Genomic DNA, 18692 nt, shown 5'->3' on the forward strand with positions numbered 1-18692 from the left:
AGGCGGCAGCGCGTGACGCCTCGGCCAACCTAGCCGACGCCTCGACCGACGGGGCTGACGCCTCGGCAGGGGTCAGGCGGCGCTGGAGACCACCTCGTCGGAGATCGCGGCAGCGGCGCGGCGCAGGTGACGAGTGATGCTGGCGGCGTTGAACCCGGCGGCGCTGCCGGAGACGGAGACGGCGGCGATGGCTCGGCCCTCGATCATGATCGGGACGCCGGCGCAGACGATGCCGAGCTGGGCCTCCTCACGGTCGAAGGCGATGCGCTCGCTGTTGGCGCGGCGGAGCTCGGCGAGGAACTTCGCCGGGTCGCCGTGCGAGTGGCGGGTGCGCCTGACCAGGCCGGACTCGAGAACGGCCGCGATGTGGTTGCGGTCGCTGAACGAGAGGATCGCCTTGCCGAGTGCGGAGCAGGCGGCGGGCGCTCGCCCGCCGACGTACGTGTCCGGCTGGATGCCACCGCGTCCGGTGATCTTCTCCAGGATGACGATGTCGGTGCCTTCGAGGATGGCGAGGTGGACGGTCTTGCCGGTGGCCACATAGAGCTCGGCCAGATGCGGCATCGCGGTCTCCCGGATGCCCTGCGGGCGGCAGATCTGCACCGCGTTGCCGAGCTCGAAGAGTCGCCGGCCGAGTACGTAGTGACGACCGGTGCGCTCGACGTACCCGCTCTGCTCGAGGTGGCGCAGAAGACGGAAGGCGGTCGACTTGGGAAGGCCCGCGGTGCGAGCGATCTCGCTGACACCGAGCTTCGGACCGGCTCCGAGAAATGCCTCCAGGATCTGGAGGGCCTTCGTCGCAGACGGGGTCGCCGAAGAGGTCGTCCTCGGGGCACCTTCATGGTCGTGCTGACTAGCCAGGGTGGGGATAGCAGTGACGCTCATGGGGGGATCTCCTTAATGAGACGGAGGCACCACGAAGGGGGGATCTGGGGCCTCCAACTCTCTGTGACAGCAGTCACTGTAACGATCGTTCCGGAGGTTGTGGAGCAAATGTTGGATAAATCTCATTCCTGACCTGCGGAAATAGATGACACGACATACAGATCGATGAGTTTCCGACCGTTCGCGTCGTAAACCCTCTGTGGACCTACGGTAGTAGGTCAGTGACTGATCTGTGTATGAAACGGCGTCGCCGTCACCAGTCGCGCCAGCAGGTCCGAGGTCGTGGCCGGTGGCATGTCGGCGCTGTCGAGCGCCTCGGCGAAGAGAAGTCCGTCTGCGATGACGAGCAGCAGCGCGGCCATCTCGTCGGCGTGCGCCGGCCCGTCGTCCCCGAGCGCTCCGCGGAACCAGCCGGCGAAGTCGTCCCGCGACCGGCGGCGTACGGCAAGGAACCGGTCCCGGCCGGGAAGCGGCTCGGGCCGCTTCGGGAGCACCAGCATCAGGCCGATCCGCAGGAACGGCGGCAGTTGGCCCAGGCTGGCCACCAGTGGCCTCAGCAGGAGTGGGAGCTCGGCCGAGCAGTCGCAGTCCGCGCTCGGCGGCTGCCACGAGGACTGGGTGCTGATCCAGGCGCGGTAGGAGTCGTCCACCGCGGCCGAGAACAGGTCGTCCTTGTTCTCGAAGTGCCAGTAGACGGAGGAGGCAGGCAGACCCGCCGCGGCGCAGATCCGGCTGATCGAGGCGCCCTCGTAGCCGCTCTCCGCCGCGACCTCCAGCGCTGCCGAGACCAGCTTCTCGCGGCTGCTGCTCCTGCCCTCGTACGTCACCGGCGGCAGATCCACCGTCTCGGGGACGGCGGCCGGGTCCAACGTCCGGAGATGGTCGGCAGCCTCGGCCAGCCCGTCGGCGAGCCGTTTCCGGAGCGGGTCGAGGTCGGCGTACTCATCGGTCTGGGCGTGGATGAAGAGACCGTCGTGGGCGGCGAGCGTCAGCCGGGCGAGGGTCTCGATGTGCGGGGCGGGGAGGTCGACCGCCTCGGTCCACCACCGCTCGAAGTCGGCCAGCGTCTGGGTGCGGATCCGGAGGAAGCGACCGCGCGGACCGTCGCCGACCGTCGGCCCGGACTCGAGGGCCAGCATCAGGCCCATCCGCCACCAGTCGGCCTTGGCGCCGTGGGTGTCCGAGGTCGTACGCCGCAGGTTGGCCAGCAGTCCCAGGCGCAGGTCGTCGCCGATCGGTGTCGGCTCCCACCGCGGGGCGATGTCGTACCAGCGGGTGTAGCCGTGCTCGAGCGCCTCGGCGAGAAGCTGGTCCTTGCTGGAGAAGTGCCAGTAGAGCGAGGACGGCGGGAGACCGGTCGCGCGACGGACCAGCGCCATCGTCGTGCCGACATAGCCGCGCTCGGCGGCCAGCCGGAGCGCTGCTTCGAGGATCATCTGACGCGAACCGTGGGTGTGCTCGCGGAGTGTCTTCTCGGCCATTGCACCGAGTCTAGGCAGGTCAGGGGCTCTTCGTCCGCCGGGTGTGCCACTGGACGGCCGCCGCGATGCTGGCTGCCTCACCGCCCTCGGGGACAATGGGAGACGATATGGCGAACCTCCTCAACCTCGAGCACGTCTCCAAGGCCTACGGCATCCGGCCCCTCCTCGACGACGTCTCCCTCGGCATCAACGCCGGCGACCGTGTCGGCATCGTCGGCCGCAACGGCGACGGGAAGACGACGCTCCTGCAGGTGATGACCGGCCTCGAGGAACCCGACTCCGGGCGTGTCTCGCGCCAGCGTGGTCTGCTCGTCGGGTTCCTGCACCAGGGTGACCAGCTCGTCGACACCCACACCGTTCGCGAGGCAGTGCTCGGCGGGCGTTCCGACCACGAATGGGCCGGCGTGCCGGCGCTGCGCGAGATCGTGGAGCAGCTCCTGGCCGGGATCGACCTCGACCGGGCGGTGATGGGGCTGTCCGGGGGCGAGCGTCGACGCTGCGCCCTGGCCGAGCTGCTGCTCGGGGAGCACGACCTGATCGTGCTCGACGAGCCCACCAACCACCTCGACGTCGAGGCCGTGGCCTGGCTCGCGTCCCACCTGGCCGCGCGCTCGTCCGCGCTCGTCGTGGTCACCCACGACCGCTGGTTCCTCGACGCGGTGTGCCAGTTCACCTGGGAGGTCCACGACGGTCAGGTCGACGCCTACGAGGGTGGCTACGCCGCCTTCGTCCTCGCCAAGGCCGAACGGTCCCGTCAGGCTGCCGCCTCTGAGGTACGCCGCCAGAACCTGGTCCGCAAGGAGCTCGCCTGGCTGCGTCGCGGTGCCCCGGCGCGTACGTCCAAGCCGAAGTTCCGCATCGACGCCGCCAACCAGCTCATCGAGGACGTACCTCCGCCGCGCGACCGCTTCGAGCTGCAGAAGTTCGCCACCCAGCGGCTCGGCAAGGACGTCATCGACGTCGAGGACGTCGACCTCTTCCGGGGCGAGCGGCAGCTGCTGTCGCACGCCACCTGGCGTATCGGTCCGGGGGACCGGATCGGCATCGTCGGCGTCAACGGAGCCGGCAAGACCTCCGTGCTGTCGCTCCTGGACGGCACCCTCCCGCCTGCGGTGGGGAAGGTACGCCACGGCCGCACCATCGCTCTCCAGCACCTGACCCAACAGCTGGACGACCTCGACCCGGAGGCGCGGGTCCTCCCCACCGTCGAGTCGATCAAGCGCGTCACCAAGACGACCGACGGCCAAGAGCTCTCGGCGACCTCGATGCTCGAGCGCTTCGGGTTCACCGGCGACAAGCTGGTCACCCGCATCGGCGACCTCTCCGGCGGCGAGCGCCGCCGTTTCCAGCTGCTGCGCCTGCTGCTCACCGAGCCCAACGTCCTGCTGCTCGACGAGCCGACCAACGACCTCGACATCGAGACGCTCAACGTCCTCGAGGACTTCCTCGACGCCTGGCCCGGCACCCTGATCGTCGTCTCCCACGACCGCTACTTCCTCGAGCGCGTCACCGACTCCATCTGGGCTCTTCTCGGCGACGGCCAGATCTCCATGCTCCCGCGCGGTGTCGACGAGTATCTCGAGCGCCGCCTCCCGATCCCGGCCGAGGCGTCAGCCCCGCAGGCCGAGACGGCGCTCGCGTCGGCCGAGACGGCAGCGTCTGGCCCGTCGAAGGCCAAGCCCGGCTCTGCCGACGAGCGAGCGGCGAAGAAGGTGATCGCCAGGATCGACAAGCAGCTCGAGCGGATCGGCCAGCAGCAGCAGAAGCTCGAGCTCGCGATGGCGGAGGCGGTCAACGACTACGCCCGGCTCGCCGAGCTCAGCGCGGAGCTGGACCAGCTCGCCGCGGAGAAGGACGACCTCGAGCTGGAGTGGCTCGAGGCGGCCGAGGCGTTGTCCTGAGCCTGTCGAAGGGTCTTCGCGTAGCCGGCTCGCACGCCGAGTCGGCGCGAATTGACCGGATCCGACGCCGAGTCGGCGCAAACTGACGAGATCCGGCGTCGAGTCGGCTCGTCATAACGCGCCGACTCGGCGGGGATCTTGGTCAAGATGAGCCGACTCGGCGGGGGTTTTGGTCAAGATGAGCCGACTCGGCGGGGGCTTGGTCAGGATGAGAAGGGGACCAGCAGCCGGCGCAGCAGATCGGTGAGCTGGCTCTGCTGGTCGCCGGAGAGGCCGTCGAGGAACTCCCGCTCGGCTGCGAGCAGTGCCTCGAAGGCGCTGTCGACGGTTGCCTTGCCGTCGGGAGTGAGCCGGACGAGGACGCCTCGACGGTCCGCCGGGTCCGGCAGCCGCTCGACCAGTCCTCGGGAGGCGAGCCGGTCGACGCGGTTGGTCATGGTGCCGCTGGTCACCAGGGTCTCGCGCAGCAGCCGGCCGGGGGAGAGCTCGTAGGGGTCGCCCGCCCGGCGTAGGGCGGCGAGCACGTCGAACTCCCACGACTCGATCCCGGAGCCCGAGAACGCGTCGCGTCGGGCGAGGTCGAGGTGGCGCGAGAGGCGGGAGAGACGCGAGAAGATCTCGACGGGGCCGAGGTCCAGGTCGGGCCGCTCGTGTGCCCAGGCCTCGCTCAGGTCGTCGACTTCGTCGCGCATGGCGAGAGCGTAGCCCAAGTTCGCCTCATCGAGAATCTTGACATCGAGACAAGTCGGCGAGACGATCGGAATATCTTGACGTCAAGAGAAAATCGAGAGGATGTACGCCATGACCGCATGGGATCCCGAGCGCTACCTGACCTACTCCGACGAGCGAGGGCGGCCGTTCGTCGATCTCCTTCGCCGGGTCGGCGCCGATCGTCCGAAGACCGTGATCGACCTGGGCTGCGGTCCTGGCAACCTGACCGCCCTCGCGGCCGGCCGCTGGCCGGAGGCCAGGGTCGTCGGCCTCGACTCCAGCGCCCCGATGATCGACAAGGCGCGAGCGACCATCGACGGCGTCGACTTCGCGGTGGCAGACCTTCGCGACTGGGCCGACTCGGTGGTGCCGGGCTCCGTCGACGTACTCCTCTCCAACGCCACCCTGCAGTGGGTCCCCGGTCATCTGGACCTGCTCCCGGCGCTCGCCGGCGCGGTCGGGGAGGGCGGTTGGTTCGCCTTCCAGGTCCCGGGCAACTTCGACGAGCCCAGCCACCGGCTCCGTGAGGAGCTGGCTGCCGAGGAGCCGTACGCCGACCACACCCGCCACCTCGAGGCGCCCGGGTCGCACGACCCTGCCGACTACTACGACGTGCTGGTGAGGGAGGGCTTCGAGGTCGATGCCTGGGAGACGACGTACCTCCACGTGCTGACCGGTGAGGACCCGGTCTTCACCTGGATTGCCGGAACGAGCCTGCGTCCCACGGCTGCGGCACTCGAGAAGGCCGGCCTCTTCGAGCCGTTCGCCGAGGAGCTCAAGAACCGTCTGGCACAGGCTTATCCCGTAAGAAACGATTCGGTAGGAAACAGTTTCGTCCTGCTCCCGTTCCGCCGCGTCTTCGTGGTCGCCCGCAGACTGGAGGCATGATGCGTATCCATCACGTGCAGGTCGGCATGCCCGCCGGTCACGAGGACGAGGCCAGGACCTTCTATGCCGACGGACTCGGGCTGACCGAGGTGCCGAAGCCCGCCGAGCTGGCCAAGCGCGGTGGTGCCTGGTTCCGTTCTCCGGGCGGCGCCGAGATCCACCTCGGCGTCGAGGATCCGCACCGTCCGCAGGCCAAGGCGCATCCTGCTCTGGCGGTCGAGACCGAGGCGGACCTGGAGGCCATGGGCACGAGGTTGGCGAGCCTGGGCTTCGACGTCGACTGGAGCCAGCGCCACAATGCCGACGGATTCCAGCGCTTCCACGTCCGTGATCCGTTCGGCAACCGCGTCGAGATCGTGTGGCAGACGGACGACTAGCACGAACTTCGGCACCGTGTAGGCGAAAACCGGAATCAACCAAAAAGAACCGTAACGCCAACTGGTCTGGACCGTTGTCCCCCGGGGGATACAACAACGAGCCAGGAACGATGCCAGAAATGATGGAAGGCAACACTTTGACTGACGACGTGACCGTCCCCCAGCCTCGGGACGCGGAGACGACGAGCGTGGTCAATCGAGTCCGCCGGGCTCAGGGCCAGCTCGGCGGCGTGCTCCGCATGATCGAAGACGGCCGCGAGCTCGCCGATGTGGTCGGCCAGCTCAAGGCAGTGACCCGCGCCCTCGACAAGGCGGCCTTCGCGCTGCTCTCCAACGAGCTGCGCCGCGCGCACGCCGACGGAGACCGCCCGGAGCAGATCGAGGAGCTCGAGAAGGTCTTCCTCTCCCTCTCCTGATCTCGGGCCAGGAGAGGGGAGGAGGTTACCGTCGGGTAACCTGACCAGCATGAGCCAGCTCTACGACCTCTGGAAGTCCTTCAACCGTGTCCCCGTTGTCGGCAAGAGAGCATTTTCGGTCGCCTTCTCGAAGAAGGCGCCCTACTTCGGGTCCATCCACCCGCTGGTCAACCAGCTGCGGCCCAACTACGCAGAGGTCATCGTGCCCAACCGCAAGGGCAACCACAACCACATCGGGACCGTGCACGCCATCGCGCTGTGCAACGGTCTCGAGATGGCGATGGGTGCCCTTGCGGAGGTCACCATCCCGCGCGACAAGCGCTGGATCCCCAAGGGGATGACCGTCTCCTACACGGCCAAGGCCTCCACCGACATCACCTGTATCGCGGAGACCGACCAGGAGCAGTGGGACACCGCCGACGGTGACCTCGCGGTGCGCGTCAAGGGCATCCGTGAGGACGGCACCGTGGCCATCGAGGGCACGATCAACCTCTGGGTGACCCCGAAGAAGAAGTAGAGCAGGTATGCAACGGCCCGCTGCCCCTCGGGGCAGCGGGCCGTTGGTCTGTCCGAATGCTCAGGCGCCCGGCCCGGCACCACCGACGTTGGCAGCGTTCGCCTTCTGCACGAGCTCGGCCTCGGCGGCGACCGGGTCGACCGCGTCGGCGTGGCCGATCGGCGCCGCGGTGCGTCCCACTCGCCGGGTACGGGCCTCGGCGTAGTTGGCGATCAGTCCGAGGATCGTGTTGATGACGATGTAGATCAGTGCCACGACGATCGCCGCAGGGATCAGGTTGTTGTAGTTGCCCTCGATCTTGTTGATCTGGTTGAGCAGCTCGTCGTAGGCCAGGATGTAGCCGAGCGCGGTGTCCTTGAGCAGCACCACGAGCTGAGCGATGATCGCCGGCAGCATCGAGCGCACGGCCTGCGGGAGCAGGATGGCACGCATCACCTGGCCGGGCGAGAGCCCGATGGCGACACCGGCCTCCGACTGCCCCTTCGGCAGAGCACCCACACCTGCACGGATCACCTCGGCCAGGACGGAGCCGTTGTAGAGCATGAGGCCGAGTACGACCGCCCAGAAGACGCTGGTCTCGAGTCCCAGCGGCTGCTGCATGAAGTAGATGAACATCATCAGCAGCAGCATCGGGATCGCGCGGAAGAACTCCACGACCACGCCACTGGGGACGCTGATGAATCGGCTCGGCGAGAGGCGGCCGACTGCGAACACGAACCCGAAGATAAGTGCGAGCACCGCACCGACGGCGAAAGCGCTCAGCGTGCCGATGAGACCGGGGATGAGGAAGTTCTCCCAGACCGGCGCCTCGAGGAATGGCTTCCACTTCTCGGCGTCCCACTGTCCGGTTTCGTCGAACTTGGAGTAGACGAACCAGGCCACCCAGGCCAGGACCACGAGGGCGATGACCGAGTAGACCCAGTTGAGCGCCTTGCCGCGGGGGCCGGGGGCGTCGTACAGAACTGAGGCGCTCATTATCGGATCACCGCGAATCGCTTGGCGGCCCAGCCGGCGATGAAGCCGATGGGCAGAGTCAGGATCATGAAGCCCACCGCGAAGATGATGAAGATCAGCAGGATCTGGTCGGAGTTGCGCTCCATCAGCGACTTCATCTGCCCCGACGCCTCGTTGACCATGGTGGCGGTGGTGACACCGATGGTGACGGCGACGGTCGTGTTCTTGGTCATCGCGATCAGCACGCTGGCCAGCGGGTTGATCACCGACCTCAACGCCTGGGGAAGGACGATCAGGCGAAGGTTCTGAGTGAAGGTCAGCCCGATCGCGCGCGCCGCCTCGGCCTGTCCGAGCGGCACCGTGTTGATGCCCGAGCGCAGCACCTCACACACGAAGGTCGACGTGTAGACGCTGAGCGCGAGGACGGCCAGCCAGAAGTTGTTGCGGTAGATCAGTTCCTCGTTGAAGTTGAGGCCGAGCTGATAGCTCAGTCCGAAGAGCGTGAAGAACATGACCAGGGTCAGCGGAGTGTTGCGGAACGTGTAGACGACGGCCGAGCCGATCCAGCGCAGCACGGGAACCGGTGAGACCCGGAACGTCGCGAGCACCACGCCGAGCAGCATCGAGAAGATGCCGCTGAAGATGGCGAGTCTCAAGGTCAGCCCGAACGAGGTCAGGATGGCTGACCCGCTCTCGGAGATGAGGTCCATTGGTCCTTCCAAATTTCTTGCGCTGGACGCGCCGACGGGGCAGGGGAGCGGAGTCCCCTGCCCCGCGGGTGCCTCAGTAGCGGTCGACGGTCGGGGGCTCCGGCAGCTTGTAGCCGGAGTCACCGAGGTTGTCGTTGAACGCCTCTTCCCAGGCGCCGTCCTCGAAGGCCTTCTCGATCAGGTCGTTGATCTTGTCGCGGTCCTCGCTGCCCTTGGGCAGGCCGACCCCGTAGTTCTCCTCCGAGAAGGGGGCACCGACGATCTTGAACTTGCCCGGGTCCTGCTGGGCGTAGCCCGCCAGGATGATGTCGTCGGTGGTCATCGCGTCGAGCTGGCCGCCCTCGATCGCGGTGACGCACTTGCTGTAGGTGTCGAACTCCTGCAGCTGGACGCCCTTGGAGTACTCGTCCTTGACCTTCTGGGCCGAGGTCGAGCCGGTCACCGAGCAGAGCTTCTTGCCGTCGAGCGACTCGGGGCCGGTGATGTCGGTGTTGTCGGCGGCGACCAGGAGGTCCTGACCGGCGACGTAGTACGGGCCGGCGAAGTCGACTTCGGCCTTGCGCTCGTCGGTGATCGAGTACGTCGCCAGGATCATGTCGACGGTGCCGTCCTTGAGGAACGTCTCGCGGTTGGCGGAGACGGCCTCGACCCACTCGATCTGGTCCTCGTCGTAACCGAGGCCCTCGGCGATGTACTCCGCCATGTCGACGTCGAAGCCGGAGTAGTCGCCGTCGGCCTCCTTGAAGCCGAGACCCGGCTGGTCGAACTTGATGCCGATCTTGATCTTGTCGCCACCGGCGTCGGAGCCGGAGTCGTCGCTGCCGCCACAGGCAGCGAGCGAGCCGGCGAGCGCGAGGACGCCCGCGACCGCGGCGATCTTCTGGAACTTCATCGAATCCACCTTCTGGGATATGAGTGTTGGTGCGTTGCAGGGTTCGCGAGCCGAGGGCTCACCCGAGACGTACGTTTCAGTGCTTGAGGATCTTGCCGAGGAAGTCCTTGGCGCGCTCGGACTGCGGGTTGTCGAAGAACTCGGCGGGGGTGTTGGACTCGACGATCTGGCCGTCGGCCATGAAGACGACACGGTCGGCGGCGACGCGGGCGAAGCCCATCTCGTGGGTGACCACGATCATAGTCATGCCCTCCTTGGCGAGGCTGACCATGACGTCGAGCACCTCCTTGACCATCTCCGGGTCGAGCGCGGAGGTGGGCTCGTCGAAGAGCATCACCTGCGGCTTCATCGCCAGCGCCCGGGCGATCGCGACACGCTGCTGCTGGCCGCCGGAGAGCTGGGCGGGATACTTCGCCGCCTGGGCGCCCACGCCGACGCGGTCGAGCAGCTTCGTGGCCTCGGCCTCGGCCTCCGCCTTCTTCAGCTTGCGCACCTTCATCGGGCCCAGCGTGACGTTCTGCAGGATCGTCTTGTGGGCGAACAGGTTGAAGCTCTGGAAGACCATCCCGACCTCGGCGCGCAGCTTGGCCAGGCCCTTGCCCTCGGCGGGCAGCTCCTTGCCGTCGAGCGTGATCGTCCCCGAGTCGATCGTCTCCAGCCGGTTGATCGTGCGGCAGAGGGTCGACTTCCCCGAACCCGAGGGCCCGATCACCACGACGACCTCGCCACGCTTGATCTCCAGGTTGATGTCCCGGAGCACGTGCAGGTCGCCGTAGTGCTTGTCGACATGGTCGAGCACCACCAGGGCGTCTCCCGAAGGTGCGCTGGTGGGTTCTGTGTCAAGCACGGTCATGCCGCAGACCTAACCACATCCTGCATTGCACATCCATGAATTGGTCCCCGGTATCGGTTACAAGCGCATAACCAAGCAGACAACCGGTCGGGATTTCCTGCCCTCGGACCCCCGCGCCGTACTCTTGAGGACGCTATGACCGTGTCCACCGCCTCGAGCTCCGCCTCAGCCCGTACGTACGAAGTCCGCACCTACGGCTGCCAGATGAACGTCCACGACTCCGAGCGCCTCTCGGGGCTGCTGGAGGATGCCGGCTATCTGAAGGCGACCGAGGGCACGCAGGCCGACGTGGTCGTCTTCAACACGTGCGCGGTCCGGGAGAACGCCGACAACAAGCTCTACGGCAACCTCTCCCACCTGGCCCCGATCAAGGAGGCCAACCCGGACCTCCAGATCGCCGTCGGCGGCTGCCTCGCGCAGAAGGACCGCGCGACGATCACCCAGAAGGCGCCGTACGTCGACGTGGTCTTCGGGACGCACAACATCGGCTCGCTCCCGGTGCTGCTCGAACGGGCCCGGGTGCAGGAGGAGGCCCAGGTCGAGATCCTGGAGTCCCTCGAGGTCTTCCCGTCCACCCTGCCGACCAAGCGCGAGTCGGCCTATGCCGCCTGGGTGTCGGTGAGCGTGGGCTGCAACAACACCTGCACCTTCTGCATCGTCCCCTCGCTGAGGGGCAAGGAGAAGGACCGCCGACCGGGCGAGATCCTCGCCGAGATCGAGGCGCTGGTCGCCGAGGGCGTCACCGAGGTGACCCTGCTGGGCCAGAACGTCAACGCCTACGGCGTGGAGTTCGGTGACCGGCAGGCCTTCTCCAAGCTGCTGCGCGCCTGTGGCGAGATCGAGGGGCTGGAGCGGGTCCGGTTCACCAGCCCGCACCCGGCCGAGTTCACCGACGACGTCATCGAGGCCATGGCCGAGACGCCCAACGTGATGCCGTCGCTGCACATGCCGCTGCAGTCGGGCTCCGACCGCGTCCTCAAGGCGATGCGACGCTCCTACCGGTCGACCAAGTTCCTCGGCATCATCGAGCGCGTCCGCGCGGCGATCCCGCACGCGGCGATCACCACCGACATCATCGTCGGCTTCCCGGGCGAGACCGAGGAGGACTTCCAGGGCACCCTCGACGTGGTCCGTGAGTCGCGCTTCGCCTCGGCCTTCACGTTCCAGTACTCCAAGCGCCCCGGCACCCCCGCGGCCGATCTCCCCGACCAGATCTCTCCCGAGGTGGTCAAGGACCGCTACGGCCGGCTCGTCGACCTCGTCAACGAGATCGCCTACGAGGAGAACAAGAAGAACGTCGGACGTACGCTTGAGCTGATGGTCGCCGAGGGCGAGGGCCGCAAGGACGCCGAGACCCACCGCCTCTCCGGTCGCGCTCCCGACAACCGGCTCGTCCACTTCAACGCCGCCGGGGCCGAGGGCGTACGTCCCGGCGACATGGTCAAGGTCGAGGTCACCTACGCGGCGCCTCACCACCTGGTCGCCGACAACCCCGTGCTCGAGGTGCGCCGCACCCGTTCCGGCGACGCCTGGGAGGCTCGCCAGGGCCGACCCGAGCCCGAGGCGGCATCGGTCGGGCTGGGGATGCCGACGGTCGGCGTGCCGGCTCCGCTGCCCGCCGCGCCGGCGTGCGGCTGATCGTGCGGCGTGGCGTTACTCGAACAGCAAATTCTCCGTAACTCCGTTCCCCCGGTGGGTATTCCTGCTCTAGCCTGAGGCAACTTGTCTCAGGAAGGGATACCCCATGTCGATTCCCAAGCTGGCCGGCAGAGCAGCGGCGATGGGCGCGCTCGGAGTGCTCGTGGCATCAGGTCTGGCCGCGGCGGCCCCCGCGGGCGCGATGCAGGCGTCGGCAGGAGGCGGTGCCTGCTTCGACCCGCACGAGGTCGGAGCGGCCCGGGTCGCCGAAGGTGCCGAGCAGGTCCGTGACACGAACCACCTGACCGCGAAGCAGGCCGACGCCAAGGAGAAGGAGCTCGCGTCCGCGCTGGCCGCGCACGGGAAGAAGAGCGGCAACGCGACCCTGGGTCCGACGACCATCCCGACCTACATCCACGTCATCCAGGAGGACGCCACCACCGGCGCCGTCCCGCAGGCGAACATCGACGCCCAGATCGACGTGCTCAACGCGGCGTACGCCGGCACGCCGTTCTCCTTCGAGGTCGCCGGCCAGGAGACCACGATCAACCCGGCCTGGTACCCGATCATCTCCGGATCGGCCGGCGAGCGGGACATGAAGTCGACCCTGCGCCAGGGCGGCGACAACGCGCTCAACGTCTACATCGGTGAGATCGACGACGGCCTGCTCGGCTGGGCGACCTTCCCGGCCAAGAACATCTCCTCGCAGGACGGCGTGGTCATCCTCGGTGAGTCGCTTCCGGGCGGTTCGGCGGCGCCGTACGACGAGGGCGACACGGCCACCCACGAGGTCGGCCACTGGCTGCACCTCTACCACACCTTCCAGGGTGGCTGCCGCGGCAAGGGCGACCAGGTCGCCGACACCCCGGCCGAGGCCGCGCCGGCCTTCGGCTGCCCGGAGGGCTCCGACACCTGCACCGCTCCGGGCCTCGACCCGATCCACAACTTCATGGACTACACCGAGGACGCGTGCATGGACGAGTTCACGCCGGGTCAGGTGCAGCGCATGATCGACGGGTGGGTGGCGTACCGCGCCTGAGCCGAGCTGAGACAGCATCGAGCGCCGGGCCCCTCGCGGGACCCGGCGCTCGATCTGTGTGATCAGCGGAGCGGGATCAGTACTGCGACTGGCCCTGCTCGCCGCCGAAGCCGCCCTCGTTCGAGCTCTCGTCGGAGCCGTAGGAGGAACCCTCGGACTGCTCGCCGCCACCGTAGGAGCCCTCGCCGGACTCCTGGCCGCCGAAGCCACCCTCGGAGGAGCTCTCGGACTGCTCGCCGTAGGAGGAGCCACCCTCGCTCTGGCCACCCTGCTCGCCGTAAGAAGAGTTCTCGCTCGAGCCCTCGGACTGCTCGCCGCCACCGTAGGAGCTGCCCTCGTCGGACTGCTCACCGTAGGAGGAGCCGCCCTCGTTCGAGCCCGCGCCGGAGCCGTAGGAGGAACCCTCGGACTGCTCGCCGCCGCCGAAGCCGCCCTCGCTCTGGCCGCTCTCCTGGCCGCCGAAGCCGCCCTCGTTGGAGGACTCCGAGCCGTAGGAGGAGCCCTCGTTGGACTCCTGGCCGCCGAAGCTGCCCTCCTGGCCGCCCTCCTGGCCGTAGTTCTGCTGCTCGTCGCTGTTGCCGTAGTTCTCAGACATATTGGTCCACACTTCCGAGTAGTTGTGACTGGACCGGAATCGGACATGCATCGCATGTCCGCCCCCCGGCTGCCCCATTCGTTGAGGCATTGAATGAGACGGTCTAGACCGTTCCACGTGACGGCACATGTCGCAACAGGTCTGTAACAGTGTTTCGATAATCAGTACGTAAAAAGTCAGCTGGGTGTAACGGGACGTAAACGCGAGGCGGGGAGCAACCCGGTCTGGGTTGCTCCCCGCCTCGGGGCCTGTGGATGGCTCAGTTGCCGCCGTCCAGCTTCTCTGCTTCGTTCTTCGCAGTCTCGACGCCCTGGTCGATCTGGTCGCTGAACTTGCCACCGGTCTTCTCGTCGGCGAACTCGCCGGCCTTGTCCAAGCCCTCGCCGACCTTGTCGGCGCCGATCTTGTCGATGCCCTGCTGGGCGAGATCCTTTGCCTTGTCCAAGAAGCTCATGCTTCCCCCTCTGGATCGGTGGCTCCCCGTATGAGCCAACTTGCGGCCAGACTAACTGCATGGAGTACGACAGCAACAGGGGGACACGCGACCCTGATGGTGCATCTGAGCTACGCGACCTGGGATCTTTTGCCCTGTCGGCCACGCCGATCGTGGCCGTCGTCGGTGCCACCGCGGCAGGGAAGACGTCGCTCTCCCTCGATCTCGCCGAGACCCTCGGTGGCGAGATCATCAACACCGATGCGATGCAGGTCTACCGCGGGATGGACATCGGGACGGCGAAGCTGCCGGTCGCGGAGCGGCGCGGGATCCCGCACCATCTCCTCGACCTCCTCGACATCGCCGAACCGGCCTCCGTCGCCGACTTCCAGGCACTGGCGCGCGAGGAGATCGCGGTGCTCCGGAAGGCCGGGAAGACACCCGTGCTGGTCGGCGGCAGCGCCCTCTACACGCGAGCGATCCTGGACCGGTTCGAGTTCCCCGGGACCTCGAACGAGGTGCGCGAGCGTCTGGAGATGGAGCTCGAAACCGCAGGTGAGAAGGCGCTTCACGACCGGCTGCGAGCCCTGGACCCGGTCGCCGCGGAGCGGATCGAGATCGACAACGGTCGCCGCGTCGTACGCGCTCTGGAGGTCATCGAGCTGACCGGCGAGCCGTTCAGCGCACGACTGCCCGAGCAGGTCTACCACGACCCGGCCTCCATCCAGATCGGCGTCGACATCTCCCGCGAAGCACTGGACGTACGCATCCGGCAGCGCGTCGCGGAGATGTTCGACTCCGGCTTCGTCGATGAGGTGGCGCGGCTCCTGGAGGCCGGTCTGGGGCGGTCGCGGACCGCCTCGAAGGCCATCGGCTACCAGGAGGTCGCCGCTCATCTCGCAGGGGAGATGACGCTGGCGGAGGCGATGGAGCGAACGGCGATCAAGACCCGGCAGTTCGCGCGACGGCAGGACGCCTGGTTCCGCAAGGATCCGCGGGTCGTGTGGGTCTCCTACGACGATCCGTCCCGCCTCGACAAGGCCGTCGCGGCGGTGCGGGCGGTGACGGTGTGAGCGGGGTGAGCGGGGTGAGCGGGAATGAGCGTGACCGGCTGCGGGAGCTGCTGGACGCGGTGCTCGACGGTGCCGACGACGGGGAGCCGCGCACGCTGGCGCAGATGGCGGGCGACGCCTACACCTCGCCCTATCACTTCAACCGGTTGCTCTCCCGGGGTGCGGGGGAGCCGCCGGTGGCGATGCGGCGGCGGGTGATGCTGGAGCGGGCCGCGTGGCAGCTGCAGCACGGTGGCACGGTGACCGATGCCGCCTGGGCGGCGGGGTACGAGTCCATGGAAGGGTTCTCGCGCGCCTACGCGAAGGCGTTCGGGCACCCACCGAGCACCACCGCGGCCAGCCACTGGCTGCCGGCGCCGAACGGGATCCACTTCCATCCGCCGGAGTCGCTGTGGGTCGACTCCCAGGAGCGGGTGCTCTCGCCGCTGACCGAGCAGCTCGTCAGGCACGACATCGACGACACCCGCGCCTTGCTCGACCTCGCCGGGGACCTGCCCGCGGAGACGCTCACGCAGGTGCGGCTGGCCGGCCACGAGGTGCTCGAGTGGGATGGTCCGGAGGAGTCGCTCGCGCAGGTCCTGGAGGCGACGGTCTGGGCCAAGGAGTGCTGGGTCGCCTCCATCGAAGGACTCTCGATGCCGGTCCGGCGTCGCACCGACCCGATCCCCGCACTGGCCGAGCGGCACGAGGCCGTGGCGGTGCGGTGGCTGGCGGTCGTACGCGACATCGAGCGGCGCGGGGCCTGGGAGGACCGGCTCATCGACGCCCTGTGCGAGCCGCCGGAGAGCTTCCAGATCGGGTCGGTGGTCGCCCACGTCCTGACGTACGCAGCCCATCGGCGTCTGCTGGTCCGGATGATGCTCCGGATGGCCGGCGTCGAGGTCGACCGGGGCGACCCGATCGAGTGGCTGCGGGCTCGCCGGGGCGAGGTGCCGTCGGCCTGAGTCGGGGGCGAAATGATTCGGCCGCCCGCGCTCACGCCTCGTACCCTGAGGCCGTGACCCCTACCTGGACTGAGATCAGCACGCTCGAGGAGCTCGTCGACCTGGTCGGCGTGCCGCACGAGCGGGCGGCGACCAAGGGGCGCCCGGCGCTCCTCGACATCGACCGGGAGTGGCTCGCCGCGACGCCGTTCTGCGTGCTCGCGACCTCGGACGCGGAGGGCAGCTGCGACGCCTCGCCCAAGGGGGACCCGGCCGGGTCGCTGGTGCACGTCATCGACGACACGACGATCGCGATCGCGGAGCGGCCGGGCAACAAGCGGGTCGACGGCTACCGCAACGTACTCTCCAACCCGCACGTCGGGCTCAACTTCCTGATCCCGGGCCGCGGCGACACGCTGCGGATCAACGGGCGTGCCCGACTGGTCTCGGACGCACCGTTCTTCGACGAGATGGCCGTGAAGGGCAAGCGGCCGATCCTCGCCCTGGTCGTCGACATCGACGACATCTTCTTCCACTGCGCGAAGGCGTTCCTGCGCTCGGGCCTGTGGGACCCCGAGACGTGGGACCCCGACCACCTCCCCAAGCGTGCGGTCATCGCCAAGCAGGTCGAGAACGACCCGCGTACGCTGGCGGAGATGGAGGACTACTACCGCACCGACGCCTACTCGAAGACCCTCTACTGATGTCCTACGCCTTCCTGAAGGGACACGGCACGGAGAACGACTTCGTGCTGCTGCCCGACCTCGACGGGTCGGTGCACGGTGCCCTCTCGGACGAGGAGATGGCCGAGCGGGTCCGGGCATTGTGCGACCGCCGGGCCGGCATCGGCGGCGACGGGATCCTGCGGGTGATCCGGACCGCCGCCTACACCGGTGCGGACCGTCCCGTCAGCGACGCCGAGTGGTTCATGGACTACCGCAACGCCGACGGCACCCGGGCCGAGATGTGCGGCAACGGCACCCGGGTCTTCGCGGAGTACCTGCGCTCGGCGGGGCTCGCCGGTGACCAGGTCACCTTCGCCACCCGCGCCGGTGACAAGACCCTGACCGCCTCCGGGGACGTCTGGACCGCCGACCTGGGCTCCCCGAAGCTGCTCGGGTCGACCCAGGTCACCGTCGCCCACCACTTCTGGTCGGCCTGCAACGTCGACATGGGCAACCCCCACGCTGCCGCCGAGGTCGACTCGATCGACCCCCACGGCCCGGTCGGTGACCTCTACGACTCCCCGGTCTTCGACGAGACGGTCTATCCGAACGGGGTCAACGTCGAGTTCTTCGAGCGCGTCGGCGAGCGCCACGTCGCGATGCGGGTCTACGAGCGCGGTGCGGGCGAGACCCGCTCCTGCGGCACCGGAGCCTGTGCGGTGATGGTCGCGGCCGCCGAGGCCGACGGTCTCGCGATCGCGCGCGATGCTGATGTGACGTACCGGGTCGATGTGCCGGGCGGCACCCTCCACGTCACCTGGGCGACCGACGACCGCGTCCTGCTCACCGGACCGGCGATCCTGATCGCCGAGGGCACCACGTCGCTCTGACCGCGAGACGGTTAACGGATATTCACCCCGGTGAGGGTGGTCACGTCTAGGGTGCTGCCCATGGAGTTGACTGATAGCACAGCGATCGTGACCGGCGCGGCCAGCGGGATCGGGGCGGCGACGGCCCGGGCGCTGGCGGCCAAGGGTGCGACGGTGATCGTCGCAGACATGCAGAAGGACAAGGGCGAGGCCCTGGCGGAGGAGATCAAGGGGCTGTTCGTGCCCGTCGATGTCACCGACACCGACCAGATCACCAACGCTGTGGAGAGGGCCGTGGAGATCGCGCCGTTGAAGGCGGTGGTCAACTCGGCCGGCATCGGCTGGGCGCAGCGCACGATCGGGCGCGACGGTCAGATCGGCTCGGCGCACGACCTGGATGCGTACAAGAAGGTCATCGCGATCAACCTGATCGGCACCTTCGACATGTGCCGCCAGGCCGCGACCTACATCAGCCGCAACGAGCCCGACGCCAACGGGCAGCGCGGCGCGATCGTCAACCTGGCCAGCGTGGCGGCCTTCGACGGCCAGATCGGTCAGGTGTCCTACTCCTCGTCCAAGGGCGGCGTCGTCGGCCTGACCCTCCCGCTCGCGCGCGACCTCGCCGCGGTCGGCATCCGCGTCAACACGGTGGCGCCGGGGCTGATCGACACCCCGATCTACGGCGAGGGCCCGGAGTCGGAGGCGTTCAAGGCCAAGCTCGGCGAGAGCGTGCTGTTCCCGCATCGCCTCGGTGAGCCGGCGGAGCTGGCCAGCATGGTCGTGGAGTGCCTGACCAACGACTACATGAACGGCGAGACGATCCGGGTCGACGGCGGCATCCGGATGCCACCGAAGTGACCGGACGCAACTGA

21 protein-coding genes are annotated in these 18692 nt (G+C 68.1%); 12 read left to right on the top strand and 9 right to left on the bottom strand.

The window, feature by feature from the left end:
• Window positions 1-72: 72 nt before the first annotated feature.
• Both ACZ6WN_RS04775 and ACZ6WN_RS04780 read right to left on the bottom strand, forming a co-directional pair.
• The gene (locus ACZ6WN_RS04775) at window positions 73-885 is read right to left on the bottom strand and encodes an IclR family transcriptional regulator (RefSeq protein WP_465863036.1); all 813 of its coding nucleotides are present in this window, start codon (window positions 883-885) and stop codon (window positions 73-75) included.
• A 218-nt stretch (window positions 886-1103) separates the two neighbouring features.
• A complete protein-coding gene (locus ACZ6WN_RS04780) occupies window positions 1104-2366 on the bottom strand; it encodes a TetR/AcrR family transcriptional regulator (protein WP_465863037.1) in 1263 nt (420 codons plus the stop codon).
• Window positions 2367-2473: 107 nt separating this feature from the next.
• Between ACZ6WN_RS04780 and ACZ6WN_RS04785 the strand changes: the two genes are divergently transcribed.
• Complete coding sequence (locus tag ACZ6WN_RS04785; RefSeq protein ID WP_465863038.1) at window positions 2474-4267, top strand: ABC-F family ATP-binding cassette domain-containing protein; 1794 nt, start codon at window positions 2474-2476, stop codon at window positions 4265-4267.
• 203 nt (window positions 4268-4470) lie between these two features.
• On the opposite strand, the gene ACZ6WN_RS04790 is transcribed toward ACZ6WN_RS04785, so the two are convergent.
• Window positions 4471-4959, bottom strand: a complete 489-nt coding sequence (locus ACZ6WN_RS04790; RefSeq protein ID WP_045546820.1) for a MarR family winged helix-turn-helix transcriptional regulator — start codon at window positions 4957-4959, stop codon at window positions 4471-4473.
• A 109-nt stretch (window positions 4960-5068) separates the two neighbouring features.
• On the opposite strand from ACZ6WN_RS04790, the gene ACZ6WN_RS04795 reads away from it, so the two are divergent.
• The 4 genes from ACZ6WN_RS04795 (at window position 5069) to ACZ6WN_RS04810 (ending at window position 7176) form a co-directional block, all read left to right on the top strand.
• Complete coding sequence (locus tag ACZ6WN_RS04795) at window positions 5069-5866, top strand: methyltransferase domain-containing protein (RefSeq protein WP_465863039.1); 798 nt, start codon at window positions 5069-5071, stop codon at window positions 5864-5866.
• Window positions 5863-6243: a VOC family protein gene (locus tag ACZ6WN_RS04800; RefSeq protein WP_465863040.1), complete on the top strand. Its 381-nt coding sequence runs from the start codon at window positions 5863-5865 to the stop codon at window positions 6241-6243. Before ACZ6WN_RS04795 ends, ACZ6WN_RS04800 begins: the two co-directional genes overlap by 4 nt.
• 149 nt (window positions 6244-6392) lie before the next feature.
• Window positions 6393-6659: a metal-sensitive transcriptional regulator gene (locus tag ACZ6WN_RS04805; protein ID WP_008362591.1), complete on the top strand. Its 267-nt coding sequence runs from the start codon at window positions 6393-6395 to the stop codon at window positions 6657-6659.
• 49 nt (window positions 6660-6708) lie between these two features.
• Window positions 6709-7176 (top strand): hotdog fold domain-containing protein, encoded by a 468-nt coding sequence (locus ACZ6WN_RS04810; RefSeq protein ID WP_378732836.1) that lies wholly within the window; start codon window positions 6709-6711, stop codon window positions 7174-7176.
• 60 nt (window positions 7177-7236) lie between these two features.
• Here the strand turns inward: ACZ6WN_RS04810 and ACZ6WN_RS04815 are convergent, their stop codons facing one another.
• The 4 genes from ACZ6WN_RS04815 to ACZ6WN_RS04830 all read right to left on the bottom strand — a co-directional run bounded on the left by ACZ6WN_RS04815 (window position 7237) and on the right by ACZ6WN_RS04830 (window position 10585).
• On the bottom strand, window positions 7237-8151 hold the full coding sequence (locus tag ACZ6WN_RS04815) for an amino acid ABC transporter permease (protein WP_465863041.1): 915 nt from the start codon (window positions 8149-8151) through the stop codon (window positions 7237-7239).
• Window positions 8151-8840, bottom strand: coding sequence for an amino acid ABC transporter permease (locus ACZ6WN_RS04820; protein ID WP_465863042.1), 690 nt, complete (start codon window positions 8838-8840; stop codon window positions 8151-8153). Before ACZ6WN_RS04820 ends, ACZ6WN_RS04815 begins: the two co-directional genes overlap by 1 nt.
• Before the next feature lie 73 nt (window positions 8841-8913).
• Window positions 8914-9732: a glutamate ABC transporter substrate-binding protein gene (locus ACZ6WN_RS04825; RefSeq protein ID WP_465863043.1), complete on the bottom strand. Its 819-nt coding sequence runs from the start codon at window positions 9730-9732 to the stop codon at window positions 8914-8916.
• Between the two features lie 76 nt (window positions 9733-9808).
• Window positions 9809-10585 carry an amino acid ABC transporter ATP-binding protein gene (locus tag ACZ6WN_RS04830; protein ID WP_465863044.1) on the bottom strand — a complete coding sequence of 259 codons (777 nt, stop codon included), beginning with the start codon at window positions 10583-10585 and terminating at the stop codon, window positions 9809-9811.
• Between the two features lie 135 nt (window positions 10586-10720).
• Between ACZ6WN_RS04830 and miaB the strand changes: the two genes are divergently transcribed.
• On the top strand, window positions 10721-12223 hold the full coding sequence (gene miaB, locus ACZ6WN_RS04835) for a tRNA (N6-isopentenyl adenosine(37)-C2)-methylthiotransferase MiaB (RefSeq protein ID WP_465863045.1): 1503 nt from the start codon (window positions 10721-10723) through the stop codon (window positions 12221-12223).
• Window positions 12224-12329: 106 nt separating this feature from the next.
• Window positions 12330-13262, top strand: coding sequence for a zinc metalloprotease (locus tag ACZ6WN_RS04840; RefSeq protein WP_465863046.1), 933 nt, complete (start codon window positions 12330-12332; stop codon window positions 13260-13262).
• Between the two features lie 76 nt (window positions 13263-13338).
• Here the strand turns inward: ACZ6WN_RS04840 and ACZ6WN_RS04845 are convergent, their stop codons facing one another.
• Together ACZ6WN_RS04845 and ACZ6WN_RS04850 are read right to left on the bottom strand one after the other, a co-directional pair.
• Window positions 13339-13857: a hypothetical protein gene (locus tag ACZ6WN_RS04845; RefSeq protein WP_465863047.1), complete on the bottom strand. Its 519-nt coding sequence runs from the start codon at window positions 13855-13857 to the stop codon at window positions 13339-13341.
• A 259-nt stretch (window positions 13858-14116) separates the two neighbouring features.
• The gene (locus ACZ6WN_RS04850) at window positions 14117-14311 is read right to left on the bottom strand and encodes an antitoxin (protein WP_160025434.1); all 195 of its coding nucleotides are present in this window, start codon (window positions 14309-14311) and stop codon (window positions 14117-14119) included.
• A gap of 59 nt (window positions 14312-14370) precedes the next feature.
• Here ACZ6WN_RS04850 and miaA point away from each other — a divergent pair, with 59 nt between their 5' ends.
• The 5 genes from miaA to ACZ6WN_RS04875 are packed head-to-tail and all read left to right on the top strand — an operon-like array spanning window position 14371 to window position 18678.
• Window positions 14371-15363 (top strand): tRNA (adenosine(37)-N6)-dimethylallyltransferase MiaA, encoded by a 993-nt coding sequence (gene miaA, locus ACZ6WN_RS04855; RefSeq protein WP_465863048.1) that lies wholly within the window; start codon window positions 14371-14373, stop codon window positions 15361-15363.
• Window positions 15364-15377: 14 nt separating this feature from the next.
• Window positions 15378-16307: a helix-turn-helix transcriptional regulator gene (locus ACZ6WN_RS04860; protein ID WP_465863049.1), complete on the top strand. Its 930-nt coding sequence runs from the start codon at window positions 15378-15380 to the stop codon at window positions 16305-16307.
• 53 nt (window positions 16308-16360) lie between these two features.
• Complete coding sequence (locus tag ACZ6WN_RS04865) at window positions 16361-16990, top strand: pyridoxamine 5'-phosphate oxidase family protein (protein ID WP_465863050.1); 630 nt, start codon at window positions 16361-16363, stop codon at window positions 16988-16990.
• Entirely contained in the window at window positions 16990-17841 is an 852-nt protein-coding gene (gene dapF, locus ACZ6WN_RS04870) for a diaminopimelate epimerase (protein WP_465863051.1), read from the top strand. The genes ACZ6WN_RS04865 and dapF overlap by 1 nt, the downstream gene beginning before the upstream one ends.
• A gap of 60 nt (window positions 17842-17901) precedes the next feature.
• A complete protein-coding gene (locus tag ACZ6WN_RS04875) occupies window positions 17902-18678 on the top strand; it encodes an SDR family NAD(P)-dependent oxidoreductase (RefSeq protein WP_091051594.1) in 777 nt (258 codons plus the stop codon).
• Window positions 18679-18692: the final 14 nt, after the last annotated feature.

This window comes from Nocardioides sp. NPDC054178 (assembly GCF_055585005.1).

Coding starts and splice junctions, on each gene's coding strand:
- miaB (WP_465863045.1), top strand. CDS start 10,721: ATGACCGTGTCCACCGCCTCGAGCTCCGCCTCAGCCCGTACGTACGAA.
- ACZ6WN_RS04780 (WP_465863037.1), bottom strand. CDS start 2,366: ATGGCCGAGAAGACACTCCGCGAGCACACCCACGGTTCGCGTCAGATG.
- ACZ6WN_RS04795 (WP_465863039.1), top strand. CDS start 5,069: ATGACCGCATGGGATCCCGAGCGCTACCTGACCTACTCCGACGAGCGA.
- ACZ6WN_RS04810 (WP_378732836.1), top strand. CDS start 6,709: ATGAGCCAGCTCTACGACCTCTGGAAGTCCTTCAACCGTGTCCCCGTT.
- ACZ6WN_RS04790 (WP_045546820.1), bottom strand. CDS start 4,959: ATGCGCGACGAAGTCGACGACCTGAGCGAGGCCTGGGCACACGAGCGG.
- ACZ6WN_RS04845 (WP_465863047.1), bottom strand. CDS start 13,857: ATGTCTGAGAACTACGGCAACAGCGACGAGCAGCAGAACTACGGCCAG.
- ACZ6WN_RS04840 (WP_465863046.1), top strand. CDS start 12,330: ATGTCGATTCCCAAGCTGGCCGGCAGAGCAGCGGCGATGGGCGCGCTC.
- ACZ6WN_RS04800 (WP_465863040.1), top strand. CDS start 5,863: ATGATGCGTATCCATCACGTGCAGGTCGGCATGCCCGCCGGTCACGAG.
- dapF (WP_465863051.1), top strand. CDS start 16,990: ATGTCCTACGCCTTCCTGAAGGGACACGGCACGGAGAACGACTTCGTG.
- ACZ6WN_RS04815 (WP_465863041.1), bottom strand. CDS start 8,151: ATGAGCGCCTCAGTTCTGTACGACGCCCCCGGCCCCCGCGGCAAGGCG.
- ACZ6WN_RS04875 (WP_091051594.1), top strand. CDS start 17,902: ATGGAGTTGACTGATAGCACAGCGATCGTGACCGGCGCGGCCAGCGGG.
- ACZ6WN_RS04820 (WP_465863042.1), bottom strand. CDS start 8,840: ATGGACCTCATCTCCGAGAGCGGGTCAGCCATCCTGACCTCGTTCGGG.
- miaA (WP_465863048.1), top strand. CDS start 14,371: ATGGAGTACGACAGCAACAGGGGGACACGCGACCCTGATGGTGCATCT.
- ACZ6WN_RS04830 (WP_465863044.1), bottom strand. CDS start 10,585: ATGACCGTGCTTGACACAGAACCCACCAGCGCACCTTCGGGAGACGCC.
- ACZ6WN_RS04850 (WP_160025434.1), bottom strand. CDS start 14,311: ATGAGCTTCTTGGACAAGGCAAAGGATCTCGCCCAGCAGGGCATCGAC.
- ACZ6WN_RS04785 (WP_465863038.1), top strand. CDS start 2,474: ATGGCGAACCTCCTCAACCTCGAGCACGTCTCCAAGGCCTACGGCATC.
- ACZ6WN_RS04825 (WP_465863043.1), bottom strand. CDS start 9,732: ATGAAGTTCCAGAAGATCGCCGCGGTCGCGGGCGTCCTCGCGCTCGCC.
- ACZ6WN_RS04775 (WP_465863036.1), bottom strand. CDS start 885: ATGAGCGTCACTGCTATCCCCACCCTGGCTAGTCAGCACGACCATGAA.